Below are 21,374 nucleotides of genomic sequence, written 5' to 3'. Positions count from 1 at the left end.
GATCGCGACTGTCTCCCGCACTCACGGGACGGTTCGTCAGCCCTTGAGGCCCGAGTGGGCGAGGCCCTGGACGAACTGCTTCTGCGCGACGAGGAACACCGCGAGGACCGGCAGGACCGTGAGCGTCGTCGCGGCGAGCTGCACGTTCCACATCGGGCCGCCGTAGGCGTCGACGTACTGCGTGAGCGCCTGCGGCAGCGTGAACCGGTCCTTGCTGGACAGGTACACGATCGGCTCGAGGTAGAGGTTCCACGACTTGAGGAACGTGAAGATCGCGACGGCCGAGATCGCCGAGCGCGACAGCGGGAACGCGATCCGCCAGAAGATCCCCCAGCGCCCGAGGCCGTCCATGCGTCCCGCCTCCTCGAGCTCGCCCGGCAGCCCGAGGAAGAACTGCCGCATGATGAACGTCGCGAGCACGCTCGGCGCCCCGAGGATCGGGATGACCACGAGCGGCCAGTGCGTGTCGATGAGCCCGAGCGAGTTGACCATCCGGAACAGCGGGACGATCGTCACCTCGGACGGCACGAGCAGCCCCACGAGGACGAGCAGGAACAGCGCGTTCGCCCCGGGGAACCGGATGCGCGCGAACGCGTACCCGGCCATCGAGGACACGAGGATGGTCCCGACGGTCACCAGCGCGGCGATGTAGAGACTGTTCCAGTACTGCTGCGCGAAGGGCTGCAGCCGGAACACCTCCCCGTACGCGGCGAACGACGGGTCCTGCGGCCACAGCGTCGGCACGGCCCGCAGGATCTCGCTCATCGGCTTGAGGCTCGACGTCGCCATCCACCACGTGGGGAAGACGAACGGGACGCTCAGCACGACGAGCAGCGCCACGAGCGCCCAGCGACCCCAGCGACGCCGCGAGCGCGCAGCCCGGTCCCGGCGGGCGGGCGCGTGCCGCGGCGCGTCGGTGCCGTCGCCCGTGCCCGACGGCGCGGGCCGGGACGGGCCGTCGTCCGCGCCCGGGAGCGTGGCCGGGCCGGGCATCACGTCAGACTTCATGGAAGACCCACCTCTTGCGCGTCTGCCACTGCACGAGTGTCAGGACGAGGACGATGACGAACAGCAGGACGGAGATCGCGCTCGCGTAGCCGAAGTCGTTGAAGCGGAACGCCTGCTGGTACAGGTAGTAGACGAGCACCGTGGTCGAGCTCCCCGGACCGCCGCCCGTGAGCACGGCGATCTGCGCGAAGACCTCGAGCGAGCCGACGATCGTGAGGATCGAGACGAGCAGGAGGGTCGGGCTGATGAGCGGGAGCGTGATCGAGCGGAAACGTCGCCACGCCCCCGCGCCGTCGATGCGCGCGGCCTCCTGGATCTCCTCCGGCACCCCCTGCAGCGCCGCGAGGAACAGGATCATGTTGAGGCCGACGTTCTTGAACACCTGGACGACGATCACCGAGATCATGGCCGTCGTCTCGCCGCGCAGCCAGTTCGGGCCCTCGATGCCGAGGAGCGACAGGAACCCGTTGATCCCGCCGTCGGCCTGGAGCAGGAAGCTCCACACGATCGTCCAGGCGACGAGCGACACGACGACCGGCGAGAAGAAGAACGTGCGGAACGTCGTCGTGCCCGGGAGCTTCTGGTTGAGCAGCACCGCGAGCAGCAGGGCGAGCGAGATGTTGAGGACCACGAGGCCGATCGAGAACCACAGGCTCGCGAGCAGCGAGTCGCGCAGACCGGGGTCGGAGAGCATGCGCTCGTAGTTGTCGGCACCCGCGAACGTGAACGTGTTCGCGAGGACGTTCCACTCGTGCAGGGAGTACCAGAACACGGCGACCAGCGGCGCGACGACGAACGCGAGCGCGCCGAGCACGGCGGGCGCGACCATGGTGTACCCCACGGCCGCGTCCCGTCGTGCGAGTGCGGAGGAGGCCACGCTCAGTCCCCGAGCAGGGGCTGGATCGCCGCGCAGGTGTCGGCGAGGACGCCCTCGACGTCGGCGTCCGCGGTCCACAGCGCGTCGAGCTGGGCGCGCACCGTGTCCTGGAGCTTCGCGAAGTTCTGGTGCGACGGCTTGGTCACCGCGCCCTGGATGCCGTCGACGACGACCGCCTGGAGCTGGTCCTCGCTGAGCTTCGGGTTGGCCGCGCCGAGCGTCTCGGCGTTCAGCAGCGACTCGCGCGGCGGCGGGAAGTAGGCCGCGAGCGTCTCGGCGTTCCCCGGGTTGGTGAACCACGCGAGGAAGTCGGCGGCGACGTCCGGGTGCTCGCCCGCGGCGAAGACGCCGATGCCGGCCTGGCCGATGACGTTCTGCTGGCCCGCCGGTCCTGCCGGCAGCGGCACCACGTCCCACGCGAACGAGTCGTCGAGCGACGACGCGCGGCTGATCTGCGTGATCGTCATGGCGGAGTCGCCGGCGAAGAAGTCGGCCGTCGTGCCCGGGCCGGGCATCGCCTTGTCCACGAACGTCGCGTCGTGGACCCACGTGAGCGCGTCGACCATCTCCGGGTCGGTGAACGTGCACTGCGTGCCGTCCTCGCTCCACGGCGCCGCGTCCCAGCCGTCCCAGATCGTCGAGAGGTTCTCCCACACCTTGAAGTCGAAGTCGCGCACCACGAGGCCCTGCTTGCCCGACGTCGCGGCGGCGGCGGCCGAGATGTCGCGGGCCTGGTCGTAGGTCCAGTCGCCCGACGCGACGAGGTCGGCCGGGTTCGGCTGGCCCGCGGCGGCCACCTGGTCGGTGTTGACGAACATCGCGAACGGCGAGTTGGAGAACGGGTAGGCGTAGAGCCCGCCGTCCTTCTCCCACAGCGCGAGCGAGGAGTCGAGGAGGTCGTCGAACTCGTACCCCTCGGTCTCCTGGAGCTTCGGGGCGACGTCCACGAGCGCGCCGCTCGCGACGAACTCCGGCGCGTAGCTCTCGAGGATCCACGCGAGGTCCGGGGCGTTGCCGCCCGCGAGCTGCGTGGTGAGCGACGTCGTGTAGTCCTCGAACGGGATCGTCTCGAACGTCACGCCCGAGACGAGGTCGGGGTTCTCCGCGACGTACGCGTCGGCGATCTCCTGGAACTGGGCGAGCTGCGTCTCGTCCGCCGTCCAGACGGTCATGCGGAGCTCGACGGGCTCGCTCGGCGTGCTGGGTTCGCCGACGACGTCGTCGCCGCCGCCGGAGCACGCGGTGAGGACGAGGGCGAGCGCGACGCCGCCTGCGGCCAGGGGTGCGCTCACGAGGCGCCGCCGGGTCGGGTTCCGGCGCGGGGTCAGGGGGGTCATCAGTTCTCCTTCGGACTGAGGGTGGCCATGTCGGTGCGGGCGGGGGCCCGCGTCAGTAGGGGTGTGCCTCGGCGGGCCAGCGCAGCTCGACGCCGGCCCGGACGAGCTCGTCCTGGTAGTCGGCGAGCAGGTCGGCCTTGGACTGGACGGCGTGCGGCGTGCGCCCCGTCGCGAGGCAGTGGGCCGCGAGGTGGCCGGCGGCCTCGCCGATGTTCCACTCGACCGGGTGCAGGCGGTAGCAGCCGTTGGTGATGTGCGTCGTACCGATGTTCTTGTTGGCCGCGAGCAGGTTGGTCACGCGCTGCGGGAGGAGCGCGCCGAGCGGGATCTCGAACGGGGTCGACGCGACGTCGATGTACGTGTCGCCGCCCGTCGAGGGATGCAGGTCGATCCGGTACATACCGAGCCCGACGGAGTCGTCGTAGCGCGTCGCGCCCCGGTCCCCGCGCACGGCGTACGAGACGTCGTTCTCCGTCACGGTCGTCACCGCGCGCAGGCGGCGCGACTCGCGGTGGTACGCCGCCTGGGCAAGACCGTCGGCCGAGCCCATGACGTCGGGCCGCAGCCGCAGGCCCGGGAAGCCGGTCCCGCCGTCGGGGCGGGGAGCCTCGGTCTGCATCCAGTAGAGCATCGAGAGGCTGAGCTGGCGGGCGTCCGCGATCCGCGCCTCCTCGACGTCGCGCGGCACGTCGAGCACCGGCGCGAGGAAGTAGTCGATGCTCGGCCAGTTCACGAGGCACAGGTCGCTCGCGTAGTGGCCGGGTGCGAACAGGTCGCGCGCGGCGATGCGACGGAACGTCCACAGGTTGCCGTCGCCGGGGTTCCTCGACTGGTCGGCATCGACCGCGCGGGCGTCGTCGCCCGGGTTCGGCGTGAACGATCGCACGTCCATCGCGAGCGTGCGCGGGTTGGGCGCCTCCCACGAGAGCATGCGTCGCCCGTTCCAGGGCCCCGGGGTGTAGGTGCTCCAGAAGTCGTACCGCTCCGGGCGGTCGATCGTGTGGTCGCCGTCCACGTGCTCGACGGCGAAGCACACGCTCAGCGCCTGCACGTTGTCCGGCTGCGCCTCGTCCGGCGCGCTCGGCTCCCCGGTCTCCCGGTTCGACTCGAACCCGGTGACGTACTCCGTGCCCGTGAGCGGCAGGAGCTCGCCGGTCTCCGTCGCGTCCACGACGAACGCGGCGTGGACGGTGACGCTCTCGCCCGCCGCCCCTACGGCGCCGTCGACCACCGCCGCGAGCGTCACCGAGGTGACGCGGTCGCCGTCGGTCGTGGCCGCCGTCGGGCGCACGCGCTCGAGCAGGCGGATCCGGCCCGCGGACCGCCAGGGGGCCAGCATCTCCTCGAGCACCCCGACCGCGACGCGCGGCTCGTGGCACAGCTTGGAGACCCAGCCGGCGCCGGGGTTGAGGGCGTCCCACGTGCGCGCTGCGTCGGTGAGCGGGTACGACCGGCGGTACACGTCGCGGATGCCGTCGCGCAGGGCGCGGTAGCGCGCGGTGACGCCGAACCGCTCGACCCACGCGCTCTCGTCCGGCGGCACCGCCTGGGACGTGAGCTGCCCGCCGATCCACGGGTGCTCCTCGGTGAGGACGACGCGGGCGCCCCGCTCGGCCGCGGCGAGCGCCGCGGCGACGCCGCCGAGCCCGGCACCGACGACGAGGACGTCTGCCTGGAGGTCTGGATGGGTCACGCTGGTTCCGTTTCTCTGGTGCTCTGGTGCTCTGAGGTCTGGAGGGGCGCTCTGGCGCCGGGGGGCGGCGCGGGCGGTGGCGCGGCGACGGTCTCGCCGTCGACGTCGACGCACTCGAGGAGCTGGTGCAGCTCGTCCTCGGGGACGCGGGCCGCGCGCGCGGCCTTCCGGTCGGCGCGTCCCGAGCCGGACTCGGCGACGAGGCGCGAGAGCAGGACGAGGGCGCGCGCGCCCATCTCCTCGCGCGGGATCGAGAAGCCGGACCACCGGCGCCCGCCCGGGCGTCCGTGGTGGGGCTGGCCCAGGAGGAGGAACGACACGTCGTCGGGCACCCGGACGCCGCGCCCCTCGAGCTCGTCGACCAGCTCCTCGGGGTAGTTCTCCGGCGCGACGACGACCGCCGTGAGCCGCTGGTCGACGATCTCTGCGGCCGTCGCGGGGACGCCGTCCAGCTCGACGAACCGCACCGTCAGCCCGTGCGCCTTCATCGTCGCGCGGTAGGCGTCCACGCGGTCGAGCGTCGGCTGGTCGGTGCCGCGCGGCCCCACGTACCCGATGCGCTCGTGCCCGACCTCCACGAGGCGCTCCACCTGGCGCGCGGTCGCGGCGACGTAGTCGGCCCCCACGTAGGGCAGGCGCCCGCCGTCGCTGCCGCGCTTGCCGATGAAGACGAACGGGTAGTTCGTGTCGAGCAGGTGCTGGAGCTCCCCACGGTCCTCGTGCTGGCCGAGCAGCAGGCAGCCGTCGGCGATCCCGAGCCGCTGCCACCCGTCGCGCGTGAGCTGGCGGCGCCCGTCGACGACGCGCGCGCTCGTGAAGAGCAGGATGTCGATGCCCAGCTTCTCGGCCGCGTGCTCGATCCCGACGAGGAAGGGGCCGTAGAAGTCACGACCCGCGCGCGGGAACGTCGCCTCGTAGGTGAAGACGCCGAGGATCTGGTTGTGCCCGCCCGCGAGGCGCTGGGCCACGGGGTTCGCCGAGTAGCCGGTGATCCGGATCGCGTCGAGGACGCGCTGCCGAGTCTCCTCGCTGATCCGGACGCCGGCGGGCGTGCTGTCGTTCAGCACGAACGAGACCGTCGCCTGGCTGACGCCGGCCATGGCGGCGACGTCGGCCTGGGTGATGCGGTGCCTCGGCATGGATCCTCCTCGATCACGTCGTCGATGACGTGCCAGGAGTCTCGCCAGCGCGACGCCCGTGGGTCAACGCGGTAATACGCATTATTACGTCGAGAGCGGCGAGACTCGGGCCCTCGGTGAGCCACCGTTGATCCGCATAATCGCCCGGCGCGCGACCGTGCTCGGGACTCGGGCAGACCCGCCGGGAGAGGCACGACGGGCCCAGGGACGCACTCCGAGGTGCATCCCTGGGCCCGCTGTGCGGCGCTCGCTGGCGGGGCTACCCGCAGGTCAGCGCGTCGTAGGTCACCGAGGTCGAGCCGCGGGCGACGCCGTCGGCGCCGACGACCTCGACCGTCGCCGCCCCGGCCGCGACCGACGTCGCGCGCGTGGCGAACGACTGGTAGGCGCTGCGGCCGGGCACGACGTCGGCGACGGTGCGCTCGCCCGCCGGGGTCGCGAGCCGGATCGAGACCGGCGCCGTGCCGTCGTTGCGCGCCGTCACCGCCACGTACGCGCGGCCCGCGAGGCACCGCGACACCGCCTGCGCCTCGACGGCGGGCTCGTCGTCGTCGCACGCTGCCGCCTCGTCGGCGGTCGGGGTCCACCGGAACCAGTCGAACGACGCGACGATCTCGGGCGGCGTCGCGGACCCGCGCATCGCGAACGGCCCGACGCCCGTGGCGCCGAGCGCGGCGACGTCCACGGTGCGGCCCCAGGGAGCGAACTCGACCCCGTCGACCGACACCGACGCCTGCACGGCGCTCCCGTCGCTCGCGAGGCGCAGCCAGAAGGTCTCGCCGAGCCCTGCCGGCGGGACGACGGAGTCGAACCCGGTGTTGCGGTCCGTGCCGTTCTGCCGCCAGATGAACTCGAGGCGAGGACCCAGCGAGCCGTGCACGAGGTCGAGCTTCGCGTAGTTCGCGTCGTCGCGGTACAGGAGCAGGCCGCCCTGCTGGAAGCGCTCGGCCGGGGAGACGGAGACCGCGGTCGTGACCTCCCACGACCCGTCCGGGACCGCCTGGAGCGGCAGCGACGCCCCCGCGACACCAGTGGCGTACGTCGGGACGCGCAGCGCGCCGTCGGCGAGCTCGTGCCGGGCCGTGTCCCCCCGGACGACGGACCACAGCGCCGGGTCGAGGGTGGCGCCGTCGAACTCGTCCGACGCGGCACCGCTGCACTGCTCGCGCAGCGGGTCGGGGTCCTGGCCGGGCTCGGGCTGCCGGACCGCGTCGGGGTCGCGCTGTGCCCACGCGATCGTCGCGCCGAGGCGGTCGCCGGACTCGTAGAAGAGGTACGTCTCGTCGCCGTCGGTGACGATCTCGGGCGCTGCGACCCGGCCGGTATCGTCGCCGGTCCCGGTGGCCCTGTGCAGCTCCCAGCGCGGACCGACCTGCGTCATCGTCGGGTCGAGCGTGCGGGCGAAGGTGATGCCCGTGGAGCCGTGGTAGATCACGTAGAGCTGGCCGTCCCACTCCCAGAGGTTGCCGCCGGACACGTTCGTCCCGGTCGCGGCGTCGGGCACGACGAGCGGGTCGGGGCGCACGACCCAGGTCTTGCCGTCGACCGACTCGGCGACCTTGATGCGCCGGATGTTGTCCGTCCGGTTCTGCATGTACGTCATCGCGAAGCGGTAGCCCGACGCCGGGTCCGGGTGCTCGACGACGCGCGCGTACGACGTCTCGGTGGTCCCGGCACCGCCGTCGGCGTTGGTGACCGCGATCCCGGAGTCGTCGAACGTGACGCCGTCGGGCGACGTCGCCCACCGGGTCGTGGAGTTCTCGCCGTGGAAGTAGAGGAGCACCTGGTCCGCCTCGTCGTCCCACAGCACGTCGGGCGACGAGACGTGCGAGACGCGCTCGTAGAAGGGCAGCCACTCGTTCGCGACGATCGGGTTGTGCGCGTACTCCGTCCACGGGCCCTCGAGCGAGTCGGCGTACATCAGGGAGATGCCGCCCGGGGAGTCGTGCGGGGCGTAGTACAGGTACCACTCCCCCAGCGGGGCGTCGAGGTACGCGCCCGCGTGGAAGACGCTCGGGAAGATGAACTCGTCCGTCGGGTTGTAGGTCATCGACTCCTTGTCGGTGATCACGCCGCGGTACTCGAACACGGGGAGGTCGGACGCGGACGGCCCGTCGTCCGCGGCGCGCGCCGCCGCGGGGGCCGCGACGGGCACGCTTGCGCCGGCGGCAGCGGGCGCTCCGGTCTGGGCGGCGCCGGCGGGGGCGACCGCACCGACGGCCAGCACGGCCGTCAGGGCGGCGACCGTCGTCGCGACGACGCCGGGTCTGCGGCGCGGTGCTGCTGCTCGGGTTCTCACAGGGGGACCTCCATCGGTTCCTCACCGGCGGCCTCGTCGCCGACCGGGCGCCGCGCGCGCGGCGGCGGCTGGTGGCAGTCTCGCCGCAACGACCCCGCAGGGGTCAAAGGGATGATGCGCATTATTAGTGCGGCCGTGGGCCCGCGACGACGGCGCTAGAGTCGTCACGGCCCGACATCGATGCCCGACATCAGACCTTTGCGCCCCCGGAGGATCCCCCGTGCCGCTCTTCGACCTGCCCCTCGCCGAGCTGGAGGCCTACGCCCCCGCGCTCGACGAGCCCGCCGACCTCGACGCGTTCTGGGCGACGACGCTCGCCGAGTCCCGTGCGGCGGGCGGTGACCTCGCCGAGACCGTCCGCCTCGACCGCGTCGACGCCGGTCTGGAGACGGTCGTGGTCGACGACGTCACGTTCCCCGGCTTCGGCGGCCAGCCCGTCCGGGCCTGGCTCGTGCGGCCCGCGGCGGCCGCTCGCGCGGCCGCCGCCGGGGACGCCGCGCCGCTCCCGGCCGTCGTCGAGTACCTCGGGTACGGGGGCGGTCGCGGTCTGCCGCACGAGCACCTGCTGTGGGCGAGCGCGGGGTACGCGCACCTCGTCGTCGACACGCGCGGTCAGGGCAGCGGCTGGGGCACCGGGGGCGACACGCCCGACCCGGTCGGGTCCGGCCCGGCCGTCCCGGGGTTCCTTACGCGCGGCATCCTCGACCCGCACGAGCACTACTACCGTCGCGTGATCGCCGACGCGGTGCGCGCGGTCGACGCCGTCCGGACCATCGCGGGGATCGACCCCGCGCAGGTCGCCGTCACCGGGGTGAGCCAGGGCGGCGGCCTGACGATCGCCGTCGCCGGCCTGACCGACGGTCTCGTCGCCGCGATGCCCGACGTCCCGTTCCTCACGCACTACCGCCGCGCCGTCGAGATCACCGACCGGGCGCCCTACTCCGAGATCACGCGCTACCTCGCCGTCCACCGCGAGCACGAGGAGGCCGTCTTCCGCACGCTCTCCTACCTCGACGGCGCGAGCCTCGCCCGCCGCGCGACCGCCCCCGGCCTGTTCTCGGTCGCCCTCATGGACCCGGTCTGCCCGCCCTCGACGGTGTACGCGGCGTACAACGGCTGGGCCGCGGACGCGGGTGCCGCGGACGCCGCGCGCGCGATCGACGTCTACCGCTTCAACGAGCACGAAGGTGGGCAGGCCTACCGCTTCGCCCGCCAGCTCGCCTGGCTCCGCGAGCACACCCGTTAGCCCGGCCGGGAGAGCGAACGACCTGGGCCGCCGCCGGTAGACCCGCAGGAGCGCGAGGGAGAACCCTGGCCCGCCGAAGGAGAACCGTGGTCGCGCGAGGGAGAACCATGGTCGTGCCCGACGGCGGCTGGTCGCGCGCCGCAGTCGGGTCGCCCGATGCGATGCGGTGCGGTGCGGAAGGACCCGACACCGCTGGCAGTCGCCCGGGTGAGCAACGACCGGGGCGAGACGACGTAGGGCGGGGTGGGTGGTGGTGCCGCGTCGTGGCGGGCCTGGCGGGAGCCGCGAGGAACGAGCGGCGGATGGTAGACGCGGCACCACCACCCACCCCGACCACCCAAGGTGACCAGACCGCCGTCGGGCACGAGGTGATCACGGCTCTACCTCGCGCGACCACGGCCCCACCTCGCGCGACCGGGGTTCGCGGTCGGCGGGCGGGCTCGTCAGTGGGCGACGACGCGCGCACCGGCAGCGGGGGCGGTGGTGCACCAGACGGTGTCGCACGCGTCGTTCGCCGTCCACGACGCGGCGATCGCCAGCGCGTGCTGGCGGCTGCGCGCGAGGGCGGCCACCGTCGGGCCGGAGCCGGAGACGATCGCGCCGAGCGCGCCCGCCTCGGTCGCGACGTCGATCGTCTGTTGGAGCTCGGGGCGCAGCGCGAGCGCGGGGCCCTGGAGGTCGTTGCGCAGCACCTGCCCGAGCCCGACCGCGTCCCCGGCGCGCAGCGCCTGCATGAGCGCGGTGTCCTCGGCGAGGTCGAGCTCGGCCGGGCCGCCGACGGTCTCGTCGAAGGTGCGGTACACCTCCGGCGTGGAGAGGCCGTCGGCCTGGACGGCGAAGACCCAGTGGAACTCGCCGCGCGTCATCGCGGGCGTGAGCACGTCCCCCCGCCCCGTCCCGACGGCGGTGTGCCCCACGAGCCCGAACGCGACGTCGGCCCCGAGCCCCGCGGCGAGGCGGACGAGGTCGGCGCGGGGCACGCCGGCCTCCCAGAGCGCGTCGCACGCGACGAGCGTGGCGGCGGCGTCCGCGGACCCGCCCGCCATGCCGCCCGCGACGGGGACCTCCTTGTGGATCTCGAGCCGCACGTCGGGATCGACGCCCACGTGCTCGGCGAGCGCGACGGCGGCCCGCCACGCGAGGTTCGTCTCGTCGGTCGGCACGACGTCGGCCTGGAGCCCGGTCACGGCGAGCGAGACGCCCGAGCCCGGCGGCACCTGGTGGGCGACGACGTCCTCGCTCAGCCCGACGGCCTGGAAGATCGTCACGAGCGGGTGGTAGCCGTCGTCCTGCAGCGCCCCGACCCGCAGCGAGAGGTTGACCTTGCCGGGTGCGCGCACGCGGACGGACGGAGGTGGCGCGAGGGCGATGCGCGGCGGTCGCGGGGGTGTCACGCGTCCACTGTGCCAGGTCGTCCGGTGCGACGCTCCGCGGGTGCGGCACCACGGGCGGGGCGCTCGTCGAGGCCACCCCGCAGGACGAGGTGCTCGGCGACGCGCGCGAACGCCGCGACGTCGAGCACCTCGCCACGCGCCTGCGGGTCGACGTCGGCCGCCTCGAGCACCTCGGCGGCCACGCTCGCGGAGCCGGCGAGACCGGACAGCGCGGAGCGGAGCATCTTGCGCCGCTGCGCGAAGGCCGCGTCGACGACGGCGAACACCTGCTCGCGCGTCGCGGTCGTGGCCGGCGGCTCGCGCCGGTCGAGCGCGACGAGCGCGGAGTCCACGTTCGGCACCGGCCAGAACACGCTGCGGCCGATCGTCCCGGCGCGGCGGGCGTCGGCGTACCAGGCGGCCTTGACCGACGGGACCCCGTACGTGCGCGACCCGGGCGGGGCGGCGAGCCGGTCCGCGACCTCGGCCTGCACCATGACGAGCACGCGCTCGAGCGAGTCGAACCGCTCGAGGAACGTGAGCAGCACGGGCACCGCCACGTTGTACGGCAGGTTGGCGACGAGCGCCGTCGGGGGCTCCCCGGGCAGGGTCGTCACCTCCAGGGCGTCCGCGCCGACGACCTCGAGGCGGTCGCCGAGGTCGAGGACGTGCGCGGCGACCGTCGTGGGGAGCTGCTTCGCGAGGACCGGGTCGATCTCGACCGCGACGACGCTCGCGCCCGCCTCGAGCAGCCCCAGGGTGAGCGAGCCGAGCCCCGGCCCGACCTCCACGACGCGCTCCCCCGCGCGCACGTCCGCGGCCCGCACGATCTTGCGGACGGTGCCGCCGTCGTGCACGAAGTTCTGGCCGAGGGTCTTGGTGGGGCGGACGCCGAGGCGGCCCGCCAGGTCACGGATCTCGGCCGGACCCAGCAGGGCACCGCGGGTGTCGCTCATGACAGCCAAGCCTACCGACCGGGGCAGGCACGGGTCGGACGTCGCAGGGACGACGAAGGGCGGGGCGCCGTGCGCCCCGCCCTCCGTGATGCGGCCGTCGGGCGGCCGCGCGTCCTGCTAGCGGGTCAGAGGAGACCCAGCTTGCGCGCGCACGCGGGCCACTGGCCCCAGCCCGAGCGGGCCTGGAGCGCCTGGGCGCGCTGCGTCTGCTCGGCGGCCGAGGCCTCCGACGGGAGGCCGGAGCCGCCCATCGCGCGCCACGTGGACGCCGAGAACTGGTAGAGGCCGTAGTAGCCGTTGCCCGTGTTCGTCGCGGGGTTGCCACCGGACTCGCACTGCGCGAGCGCACCCCAGACGCCGCCGGGGGCGGAGCCGAGGTCCGCGGCCGGGGCGGGCGAACCGCCCGACGACGAGGACGAGGACGACGACGACGAGCGCTGCTGCGTCTCGACCTTCGGCTGCGGCTTCGGGCGCTCCTTGGTGCCCTGCACGAGGATCTTGTTCACCGGGGGCGTGGTGACGCCCTCGGAGACGAGCTCACGCGACTCCTCGGCGCCGTCGACCGTCGTGACGCGGTGCACGGTCGTGTGGACGCCCTCGACGCCCTCCTGCTTGACGACCGGGTCGAGGTCCTTGAAGCGGTTGGCGTCCTCCTCGGTGACCGTCTCGAACGGGACGGCTGCCGTGGTGGGCACCTCCTCGACCTTCACGCGCTGCACGACGAGCGAGACCGGGGCCGCGTCGGCCGCAGCCTCGGCGTCCTCGGTCGCGGCAGCGTCGGCGGCGGGTGCCGCCTCGGCAGCGGCGTCGGCCTGGGCCGCGGCGATCTGCTCGGACTTCTCCACGTGGACGCGGTCGAGCTCGCCGAGCTGGACGCCCTGCTGGTCGAGGATCGCGTCGATGCCGATGCTGCCGTCGGGCGCGACCTTGGTCTCGCCGTCCACGACGACGTTCACGGGGCCGTCCGCGTCGAGGCGGATCGGGAGCGACACGCGCTCGCCGGAGCGCGACGCCACGAGGCGCACGTCGCTGCCGCGCGAGGCGAGGGTCGTCAGGGCCTCGTCCGCGTCGAGCGCGGTCAGCCAGACGGAGGACTGGGAGCCGTCGACCTGGACGGGCACCTCGCGCCCGTACCGCACGACGACGTCACCGCCGCCGCGCAGGGCGGAGTCGACGTCGGGCACGACGAGGTCGCGGTCGCCCACGGCGACGTCCTGCTCGGCGAGCAGGCCCTCCACGGAGCCGGCGAAGGTCGTGACCGAGGTGATCTGGCCGTCGACGTCGAGCTGGACGGTCTTGCGCGCGCTGCCGTAGGCAACGGCGCCGGTCGCGAGCAGGACGACGGCGGTGGCGCCGGCCACGAGGGGCCAGCGGCGACGACGGCGGGCGGTGGTCGCGGGGCTCTGGGGGCTCTCCGCGAGGCCGTCGGTGGTCTCGAAGGGGGTCAGGGGGTCCTGAAGGTTCGTGTCGGCGCTCTCGGGGGCGCCGGCCGCGTCAGCGGTCCGGTGGAAGGGGTTCTTCACTCGGGTCCAGTCGTCGGGGGTCCCGGGCACGGAGGCTCGACGGCGCGTGCGCACCACCCGCGGCCCGTGGCGGACAGACGTCCTCCACGGCGGGCGCACACGTGCGTCCGCGGGTCTCGAGCGGCCGATCCGGCTGCCGGCGCCAACCCCGGCGCCCCTTCCCCAGGGCCCGACGACGGCGCACCGCCCGCGAGGTCCGGGCACGCCTCCCGTGGTCCCGAAGGACCCCGAGGGCATGCCGTTCGCACGCGAGCGACGTTCGACCGTAACCGATCCGTTATCGAAGTCCAACCCTCGCGCCACTAGACTGGGAGGTTCTGTCCGGTTTTCTGCGCGTATGTCGCGGGCCTCTCCACGCACTTCTCACCCCTGCGTCACCGCCCACGTCGCCCCGACGTCGCCCCGACCGTCGTCCCGACGTGAGGCTGTGGCGTCGCCCGCACCGCGCTGCGTCACGCGTCACCGGCACGCGCGGCCCGCGCCCCGACCCGTGCCAGCGATGCCGTCAGCTCGGGCGGTTCCAGCACCGTCAGGTCGACGTCGAGGCCCAGCAGGAAGCCCGCGAGCTGGGCGAGGGACGTCCCCCCGGTCTCCAGCACGCACGCGTCCGGGCCGTCGTCGACGAGCACCCCCGCCTCCGGCGCGAGCCGCTCCGCCACGACGCTCGCCGGCGCGTGCAGGCGCACGCGGGCGGGGTGCGCCCACGCGATCGACCCCACTCCGCGGACCACGTAGGCGACCGCGTCGCCGCCCGGCACGGGGCGAGGCGTGTAGCGGGGTCCGCCGGGCGTGCGCAGGCGCAGCCGGTCGAGGCGGAAGGTCCGCCAGTCGTCGCGGCCCAGGTCGAACGCCAGGAGGTACCACCGCCGCCCCAGGTGCACGAGCCGGTACGGCTCGACCGCCCGGTCCGTCGTCGTCCCGTCGTGGGCCCGGTACTCGAGGCGCAGCCCGATCCGCGCCGCGACCGCACCGGCGATCTCGGAGAGCACCCGCGCGTCGACCGGCGGCCCCGCCACCGGCGCGCTCGCGACCGCGGCGCGCAGCGCGTCCGCCCGGGCGCGCAGCCGCGCGGGCAGCACGGTGTCGAGCTTGACCAGAGCGCGTCGCGCCGCGTCCTCGACCCCGGTGATCGACCCCGTGGCCGCGGCCCGCAGCGACACCGCGACGACGGCAGCCTCCTCGTCGTCGAGGAGCAGCGGGGGCAGCGCGGTCCCGGACCCGAGCCGGTAGCCGCCCGCGGTCCCCGGAGCCGACCGCACCTCGTACCCGAGGAGCCGCAGCCGCTCGACGTCGTTGCGGACCGTGCGGGTCGTGACGCCGAGCCGCTCCGCCAGGTCGGGGCCGGACCACGTCGGGCGCGACGGGAGGAGCGCGAGGAGGCGCAGGAGTCGCACGGAGGTGTCGAGCACGGATCCCATCCTGCCAACCCATGCGGAACCGCAGGTTCCGCATGGGGTCCTACTGTCGTGGTGTCGGTCCCCGCCGGGGTCGACGACCGAGGTCCCCGGGCCGGATCCGGGACGACGACGAGGGAGACGAGCATGCTGCGTGGGATGGCGACGCTGAACCTGTGGGCCGACGACCTGGAGGCCGCGTCCGCGTGGTACGCGGAGGTCCTCGGGACGGACCCGTACTACGTGGTCCCGGGCGGGTACGTGGAGTTCCGCGTCGGCGACCGCCAGGACGAGCTCGGCATCATCGCCCGGTCCTGGTCCCCGCGCCCGCAGCCGGAGACCCCCGGGGGCGCGATCGTGAACTGGCACGTCGACGACGTGCGCGACGCGTTCGCCCGGCTGCTCGCGCTCGGGGCGACCGAGTACGAGGGCGTCGTGGAGCGTGGTGAGGGCACCGGCTTCGTCACGGCGTCGGTGGTCGACCCGTTCGGCAACGTGCTCGGGATCATGCAGAACCCGCACTACCTGGAGATGCTCGAGGCCTAGCGCGCCGCGGCGCTCGCGGACCGGGGGCGCCGCCCCGGTCTCAGTACCAGCCCTTGGCGACCGAGTGCGACCATGCCGAGCACGGCGTGCCGTACCGGCCCTCGATGTAGCCGAGGCCCCACGTGATCTGGGTCGCCGGGTTGGTGCGCCAGTCGGCGCCCGCGCTCGACATCTTCGACCCCGGCAGCGCCTGCGGGATCCCGTACGCGCTCGAGCTCGGGTTGTCGGCGTCGACGCGCCAGTTGCTCTCCTTGGTCCACAGCTTGTCGAGGCACGTGAACTCGTCGTCGCCCCAACCGCGCTGGGCCGCGAGCGACCGGCCGATCGCCCGGGCCGAGCCCGGGTCCACCGAGACGGAGATGTCCATCGTCCCGACCTTGATGACCTCGTTCCGCGGCTCCGTCGTGACGGTGCGCGTGAGGACCGTGCGCGACACCTCGGCGCCGCCGAGGGTCTGGACGGCGTACGTCGTGGTCGCCTCGCCCACGCGGCCGGACTGGACGACGACCCGGTGCCCCTTCGGCAGGTTCGGGTCCTCGACCTCCTCCGTGGCGAAGGGCAGCACCTCGGTGACGGTCGTCGCCGACGCAGCGGCCCGGCTCACGAGGACGAGCATGCCGTCCACCGCGGCGGCGTCGAGCGGCGCCGACGTCCCGTCGCCCTCGGCCAGCACGATGCCGGCCGTCGCGAGGACGCCGCGCACCGTGGGCTCCGCCGTCGTGATGGGCATGACCGCGCCGTCCACGGCGACGTGCACGGTCTTGAGCGTGGAGACCCGGATCGGGTCGCGGCCGAGCGCCTGGGTGCGCGAGACCTCGGTCACCGCGCCCTCGGCGCGCGGGCCGAGGTAGGTGAGGAGCTCCCCGACGGTGCGCGCCGTCGTCGAGATCGTCTGGACCTGGCCGTCGATCTCGATCGTCACGTCGTGGCTCGTCCGGACGACGATCGTGCCGCCGTCGTGCGCGGAGTCCGTCAGGCCCGGCTCGACGAGGTCCTCCGCGCCGACCGTGACGTCCTGGTAGTCGAGCACCTCGGCGACCGTGCGCCCGTACGCCGAGACGTCGTACAGCTCGCCGTCCACGTCGAGGGTGACGCTCTTCTGGAGCGAGGCGAACGCGCCCGTGACGACCACGAGGCTCGCGACGACGACGCCCCGGGCCACCAGCCGTTGCAGGCGCCGGCGACCGGTTCCGTCAGGTGCGAGCACGCGCGCGGTCCCTTCTGGGAAGCGGCCCTCGGCGACCGCCGAGGGCGAGGTGGGGCACGTCGTCGGCGCACGGCGCGCGACGCACGGACCTGACCGTAGCCGAAACGTGACCCCGGACGAAACCTCCGGTTCGCCCCGGAACGGGCGATGACGCGCGGCGAGGGGTCGGCCTCCGCCGTGCCTGCGTCACCAGGGCCCGTAGACCGCGACCGACGTCGCGGCGAGCCGCGCGCAGACGTCCGCGAGCGGCAGGTCCACCACCTCGGCGACGGTACGGACCGTCGTAGGCAGCACGTACGGGGCGTTAGGACGGCCCCGGTACGGGTGCGGCGTGAGGTACGGCGCGTCCGTCTCGACCAGGACCTGCCCGAGCGGCACCTCCCGCAGCGCGGCCCGGAGCTCGTCGTTGGCGCGGAACGTCACCGGTCCCGCGAAGGACAGGAACCAGCCCTGCTCCGCGCAGAACCGGGCCATCGCGGCGTCGCCCGAGTAGCAGTGGAAGACCGTCCGCTCCGGGGCGCCGTCCCGCGCGAGCACGTCGAGCACCTCCGCGTGCGCGTCGCGGTCGTGGATCTGCAGCGCGAGCCCCAGCTCCTTGGCGAGCGCGACGTGCGCGCGGAACGCCTCCCGCTGTACAGCCTCTCCCTGCGGCCCTGTACGGAACAGGTCCATCCCCGTCTCGCCGATCGCCCGCACGCGGTCGTTGCCGCGCGCGATCGCCGCGATCTCGGCGACGGCGTCGTCGAGCGCGATGTCGTGGTGCGGCCGAGGGTCGGGCGCGAGCCCGTCCGGCCCGACCTCCCGCACCCCGCCGTGCAGCACGGCCTCGTTCGGATGGATAGCAACAGCCCCGAGCAGCCGCCCGATCTGGGCCGCCTCCTCGGCGAGCAGGGGGTTGTCGCCCGTCACGACCCCCGGACGGGCAAGCACCCCCCGCTCGGCCGGGTTCGCCGCACGTTCGGCGGTCGACGTCGTCCCCCACGCCTCCGGAACCCCGCGCAGCAGGGCGTCGGTCCAGCGGGCGGACGGCAGGTCGCAGCCGACCTGCACCATGCGGTCCACCCCCGCGGCGGCCGCGCGCGCGAGGTGGTCCGCGACGCTCGGTGCAGGGACGTCGTCGGGCAGGACGTGCGGGATCGAGTCGAGGTGCGTGTGGTTGTCCACCACCGGGACCGGCAGCGGCTCCGGGGCCGGCGGCCACCCGCGCTCGCGCTGCTTCGCCACGGTCAGGCGGTCTCGCGCAGGCGGTCCAGCTCCTCCTCGACGATCGAGTCGTCGAGCTTGGTGAACACCGGCGTCGGCTTGCCCACCGGCGTGCCCGGCACGACGGCCTTCGGCTCCCACGTCGCCAGGCCCTCGGCCCGGTAGTCGCCCGTGATGACCGGGTAGTGCCGCGAGTCGTCGTCGAGGTCCGTCACCTCGTCGATGCGCGGCTGCGGCGTGATCGTGCCCGTCCCGCCGAACGCCTCGTGCACCTGCTGCGCCGAGTGCGGGAGGAACGGGGACAGGATCGTGTTGAGGTCGCTGACCGCCTGGGTCACGGTGTGCAGCACGGTCGCGAGGCGGTCCGGGTCCGTCTTGAGCTTCCAGGGCTCGGTGTCGGACACGTACTTGTTCACCTCGCCGACCGTCTTCATCGCCTCCGCGACGGCCGCGCGCTGCCGGTGCGTCGCGATGAGCTCGCCCACCCGGCCGAACGCGGTCGTCGTCGTGGCGAGGACGCCCTCGTCGATCGGCTGGCGCTGTCCGGGCTCCGGGATCGCCCCGAAGTTCTTGTGGACCAGGTTCGCCGTGCGGTTCACGAGGTTGCCCCAGCCCGCGACGAGCTCGTCGTTCGTGCGGCGCTGGAAGTCAGCCCACGTGAAGTCGACGTCCTGCGTCTCCGGGCCCGCCGACGCGACGTAGTACCGGAACGCGTCCGGCTGGTAGCGGGCCAGCATGTCGCGCACGTAGATGACGACGCCACGCGAGGAGGAGAACTTCTGGCCCTCGACGTTGAGGAACTCGCTCGAGACGACCTCCGTCGGGAGCTGCAGGTTCCCGTACGCCCCCGGCGCCCCGCCCTTGTTCCCCCGGCCGTCGTAGCCGAGCAGCTCGGCCGGCCAGATCTGGGAGTGGAACGTGATGTTGTCCTTGCCCATGAAGTAGTACGAGCGGGCCTCGGGGTCGTTCCAGAACGCGCGCCACGCGTCGGGGTCGCCGCTGCGCCGCGCCCACTCGATCGACGCCGACAGGTAGCCGATGACCGCGTCGAACCACACGTAGAGGCGCTTGCTCGGGTTGGACTCCCAGCCCTCCAGCGGGACGGGGATGCCCCAGTCGATGTCGCGCGTCATGGCGCGCGGGCGCACGTCGTCGAGCAGGTTGAGCGAGAACTTCAGGACGTTCGGGCGCCACTCGGTGCGCGTGCGCAGCCAGTCCCCCAGCGCGTCGACGAACGCGGGCAGGTCGAGGAAGAAGTGGTTCGACTCGACGAACTTGGGCGTCTCGCCGTTGATGCGGCTGTGCGGGTTGATGAGGTCGATCGCGTCGAGCTGGTTGCCGCAGTTGTCGCACTGGTCGCCGCGCGCGCCGTCGTAGCCGCAGATGGGGCACGTGCCCTCGATGTAGCGGTCGGGCAGCGTGCGGCCCGTGGACGGCGAGATCGCGCCCATGGTCGTCCGCTCGACCATGTACCCGTTCTTGTGGACCGTGCGGAACATCTCCTGCACGACGGCGTAGTGGTTGCGCGTCGTGGTCCGGGTGAACAGGTCGTACGACAGCCCGAGCTGGTGCAGGTCCTCGACGATGACGCGGTTGTACCGGTCCGCGAGCTCCTGGGGCGTCACGCCCTCCTTGTCCGCCTGCACGAGGATGGGCGTCCCGTGCTCGTCGGTGCCCGAGACCATGAGGACGTCGTGACCCGCCATGCGCATGTGCCGGCTGAAGACGTCCGACGGGACACCGAAACCTGCGACGTGGCCGATGTGGCGCGGCCCGTTGGCATACGGCCACGCCACGGCCGAGAGGATGTGGGTCATGGTGCCCGATCCTAGTCGGGACCGCCGCGGGCTCGCGGCGGCGTCCGCTCCCGGCGACCGAGCGACGCCGAGAACGGGGTTGCCGACGTTCTCAGCCCCAGAACGTCGACTACCCCGTGCTCGGCGCAGAGAAAGCGCGTGCTCGTGCTCAGTACCAGTTGGTCGCCTGCGAGTGGGACCACGCGCCGCAGGGCGAGCCGTACGAGCCGGCGATGTAGTCCAGGCCCCACGCGATCTGGGTCGCGGGGTTGGTCGCCCAGTCGGCGCCCTTGCTCGCCATCTTCGAGCCGGGCAGGGACTGCGGGATGCCGTAGGCGCTCGACGTCGGGTTGTCCGCCGTCGGGTTCCAGTTGGACTCCTTGGTCCACAGCTTCTCGAGGCACGTCCACTGCGAGCCCGTCCAGCCGCGCGCGGCGGCCATGGCCTGCCCGATCGCGCGCGGGTCCTTCGGGCGCTCCTGCGTCCCGGTGACGACGACCTCGTCCACGGGCGCGGTCGTGACCTCCTCGGAGAGCTGCTCGCGCGACTCCTCGACGCCGTCCACGAGGGTGACCTCGAACGTCGTCGTGGTCACGCCGTCGGCCCCGGCCTGGGCGACGGCGGACTCGTCGGTGTACCTCGAGTCGTCGGGCTGCTGGACGGTCCCGTGCGGGACGGGCGTCGCCGTCTGCTGCTGCTCGACGACGACGCGCTGGACGACGAGCGAGACCGTCGGCGCGCCGGGCTCGGCCGCCTCGACGCGCTGCACGCTCACGCGGTCGAGCTCGCCGAGCGTGATGCCCTGCTGCTCGAGGATCGCGGGGATGCCGATGCTCCCGTCGGGGGCGACCTTCGTCTGGCCGTCCGCGACGACGTTCACCGGGCCGTCGGTGTCGAGGCGCAGGTCGAGCGACGCGCGCTCACCGGACCGCGACGCGACGAGGCGCACGTCGCCGCCGCGCTCGGCGAGGGTCTCCAGCGCCTCGTCCGCGTCGAGCGCGGTGAGCCAGACGTCGGACTGCTCGCCGTCGGTCTGGACGGTGACCTGCTTGCCGAGGCGCACCACGACCTCGTCGCCGTCGTCGAGGGCCGACGCGGGGTCGGGTGCGACCTGGTCGCGCGCGCCGACCTCGACGCCGGCCGCGTCGAGCGCGCCGGACACCGAGCCGGCGAGCGTGCTGACGGTCGTCAGCTCGCCGTCGACGTCGATGGTCACGGTCTTGCTGGCCTCGCCGTACGCGACGGCGCCCGAGCCGACGAGCACGACGGCGGTGGCCGCGCCGACGACGGACCAGCGGCGCCGGCGGGTCGTGCGCAGTGTCCGCGCGGAGCGGGCGGCGCGACGGCTGGGCGTCTCGGCGGTCTCGAGAGCGGTCTCGGTGCGAGCGGTCTCGGTGCGGGTGGCGTCCGAGGCGTCGGTCTCGACGTCACGGTTCTGGGGCGCGCGGAAGCGGAAGGGGTTGTGCACTCTGGTCCAGTCGTCGGGGGTCCCGGGCACGGGGGTCGACGGCGCACGCGCGCCCCGGGGCGCTCCGCACCGCGGCGCGGGCGTCACCCGGTTCGACCAGCCGATCCGGCCGTCCTGCGGACCCCCGGCACCCTGGGTGCTCTACGGAGACCGCGCCCCACGGCCGGCCAATACACCTGTCCCCGGTGAGCGGCAACGCGAGACACTCGACCGTAACCGATTCGTTATCGCGCTCCAAACCGACTGGTCAGCCCGCACATCCACCCAGATCGACCCGTCCGTCGGAGATCGACCTCCCGAGGGTCGATC

Annotated in this window: 16 protein-coding genes; 2 read left to right on the top strand and 14 right to left on the bottom strand. The window is 73.5% G+C overall.

Going from position 1 to position 21,374, the window contains the following annotated elements; genetic code table 11:
• Window positions 1-36: 36 nt before the first annotated feature.
• The 6 genes from NF338_RS16235 to NF338_RS16210 form a co-directional block, all read right to left on the bottom strand.
• On the bottom strand, window positions 37-1,008 hold the full coding sequence (locus NF338_RS16235; RefSeq protein ID WP_264031728.1) for a carbohydrate ABC transporter permease: 972 nt from the start codon (window positions 1,006-1,008) through the stop codon (window positions 37-39).
• Window positions 998-1,885, bottom strand: coding sequence for a carbohydrate ABC transporter permease (locus NF338_RS16230; protein ID WP_264031727.1), 888 nt, complete (start codon window positions 1,883-1,885; stop codon window positions 998-1,000). Before NF338_RS16230 ends, NF338_RS16235 begins: the two co-directional genes overlap by 11 nt.
• Before the next feature lie 2 nt (window positions 1,886-1,887).
• Window positions 1,888-3,222, bottom strand: a complete 1,335-nt coding sequence (locus NF338_RS16225; protein WP_264031726.1) for an ABC transporter substrate-binding protein — start codon at window positions 3,220-3,222, stop codon at window positions 1,888-1,890.
• Window positions 3,223-3,274: 52 nt separating this feature from the next.
• The gene (locus NF338_RS16220; RefSeq protein WP_264031725.1) at window positions 3,275-4,915 is read right to left on the bottom strand and encodes an FAD-dependent oxidoreductase; all 1,641 of its coding nucleotides are present in this window, start codon (window positions 4,913-4,915) and stop codon (window positions 3,275-3,277) included.
• Window positions 4,912-6,054 (bottom strand): LacI family DNA-binding transcriptional regulator, encoded by a 1,143-nt coding sequence (locus NF338_RS16215; RefSeq protein ID WP_264031724.1) that lies wholly within the window; start codon window positions 6,052-6,054, stop codon window positions 4,912-4,914. Before NF338_RS16215 ends, NF338_RS16220 begins: the two co-directional genes overlap by 4 nt.
• 259 nt (window positions 6,055-6,313) lie before the next feature.
• Window positions 6,314-8,353: a DUF1349 domain-containing protein gene (locus tag NF338_RS16210; RefSeq protein WP_264031723.1), complete on the bottom strand. Its 2,040-nt coding sequence runs from the start codon at window positions 8,351-8,353 to the stop codon at window positions 6,314-6,316.
• Between the two features lie 220 nt (window positions 8,354-8,573).
• Between NF338_RS16210 and NF338_RS16205 the strand changes: the two genes are divergently transcribed.
• Complete coding sequence (locus tag NF338_RS16205) at window positions 8,574-9,599, top strand: acetylxylan esterase (protein ID WP_264031722.1); 1,026 nt, start codon at window positions 8,574-8,576, stop codon at window positions 9,597-9,599.
• A gap of 443 nt (window positions 9,600-10,042) precedes the next feature.
• Here the strand turns inward: NF338_RS16205 and NF338_RS16200 are convergent, their stop codons facing one another.
• From NF338_RS16200 to NF338_RS16180, 4 genes are all read right to left on the bottom strand, one after another.
• Window positions 10,043-10,993 (bottom strand): 4-(cytidine 5'-diphospho)-2-C-methyl-D-erythritol kinase, encoded by a 951-nt coding sequence (locus NF338_RS16200; protein ID WP_264031720.1) that lies wholly within the window; start codon window positions 10,991-10,993, stop codon window positions 10,043-10,045.
• On the bottom strand, window positions 10,990-11,928 hold the full coding sequence (rsmA, locus tag NF338_RS16195) for a 16S rRNA (adenine(1518)-N(6)/adenine(1519)-N(6))-dimethyltransferase RsmA (RefSeq protein WP_264031719.1): 939 nt from the start codon (window positions 11,926-11,928) through the stop codon (window positions 10,990-10,992). The genes NF338_RS16200 and rsmA overlap by 4 nt, the downstream gene beginning before the upstream one ends.
• A 125-nt stretch (window positions 11,929-12,053) precedes the next feature.
• A complete protein-coding gene (locus tag NF338_RS16185; protein WP_318783126.1) occupies window positions 12,054-13,481 on the bottom strand; it encodes a transglycosylase family protein in 1,428 nt (475 codons plus the stop codon).
• Between the two features lie 422 nt (window positions 13,482-13,903).
• A complete protein-coding gene (locus NF338_RS16180; protein WP_264031718.1) occupies window positions 13,904-14,860 on the bottom strand; it encodes a helix-turn-helix transcriptional regulator in 957 nt (318 codons plus the stop codon).
• A gap of 144 nt (window positions 14,861-15,004) precedes the next feature.
• Here NF338_RS16180 and NF338_RS16175 point away from each other — a divergent pair, with 144 nt between their 5' ends.
• Complete coding sequence (locus NF338_RS16175) at window positions 15,005-15,391, top strand: VOC family protein (protein WP_264031717.1); 387 nt, start codon at window positions 15,005-15,007, stop codon at window positions 15,389-15,391.
• A gap of 40 nt (window positions 15,392-15,431) precedes the next feature.
• Here NF338_RS16175 and NF338_RS16170 read toward each other — a convergent pair whose 3' ends face one another.
• The 4 genes from NF338_RS16170 to NF338_RS16155 form a co-directional block, all read right to left on the bottom strand.
• Entirely contained in the window at window positions 15,432-16,598 is a 1,167-nt protein-coding gene (locus NF338_RS16170; RefSeq protein WP_264031716.1) for a ubiquitin-like domain-containing protein, read from the bottom strand.
• 186 nt (window positions 16,599-16,784) lie between these two features.
• Complete coding sequence (locus NF338_RS16165; RefSeq protein ID WP_264031715.1) at window positions 16,785-17,822, bottom strand: TatD family hydrolase; 1,038 nt, start codon at window positions 17,820-17,822, stop codon at window positions 16,785-16,787.
• A 2-nt stretch (window positions 17,823-17,824) separates the two neighbouring features.
• Window positions 17,825-19,618, bottom strand: a complete 1,794-nt coding sequence (gene metG, locus NF338_RS16160) for a methionine--tRNA ligase (RefSeq protein ID WP_264031714.1) — start codon at window positions 19,616-19,618, stop codon at window positions 17,825-17,827.
• Window positions 19,619-19,766: 148 nt separating this feature from the next.
• Window positions 19,767-21,065, bottom strand: a complete 1,299-nt coding sequence (locus NF338_RS16155; RefSeq protein ID WP_264031713.1) for a G5 domain-containing protein — start codon at window positions 21,063-21,065, stop codon at window positions 19,767-19,769.
• Window positions 21,066-21,374 lie beyond the last annotated feature (309 nt).

Source organism: Cellulosimicrobium sp. SH8, assembly GCF_025818875.1.
GTDB lineage: Bacteria > Actinomycetota > Actinomycetes > Actinomycetales > Cellulomonadaceae > Cellulosimicrobium > Cellulosimicrobium cellulans_D.
The sequence above is the reverse complement of the archived record's forward strand: the minus strand, read 5'-3'. Positions and strand labels throughout refer to the sequence as shown.

What these genes read in the sequence shown, in the direction of transcription:
- NF338_RS16235 (WP_264031728.1), bottom strand. Translation starts at nt 1,008, where the DNA reads ATGAAGTCTGACGTGATGCCCGGCCCGGCCACGCTCCCGGGCGCGGAC.
- NF338_RS16225 (WP_264031726.1), bottom strand. Translation starts at nt 3,222, where the DNA reads ATGACCCCCCTGACCCCGCGCCGGAACCCGACCCGGCGGCGCCTCGTG.
- NF338_RS16215 (WP_264031724.1), bottom strand. Translation starts at nt 6,054, where the DNA reads ATGCCGAGGCACCGCATCACCCAGGCCGACGTCGCCGCCATGGCCGGC.
- rsmA (WP_264031719.1), bottom strand. Translation starts at nt 11,928, where the DNA reads ATGAGCGACACCCGCGGTGCCCTGCTGGGTCCGGCCGAGATCCGTGAC.
- NF338_RS16175 (WP_264031717.1), top strand. Translation starts at nt 15,005, where the DNA reads ATGGCGACGCTGAACCTGTGGGCCGACGACCTGGAGGCCGCGTCCGCG.
- metG (WP_264031714.1), bottom strand. Translation starts at nt 19,618, where the DNA reads ATGACCCACATCCTCTCGGCCGTGGCGTGGCCGTATGCCAACGGGCCG.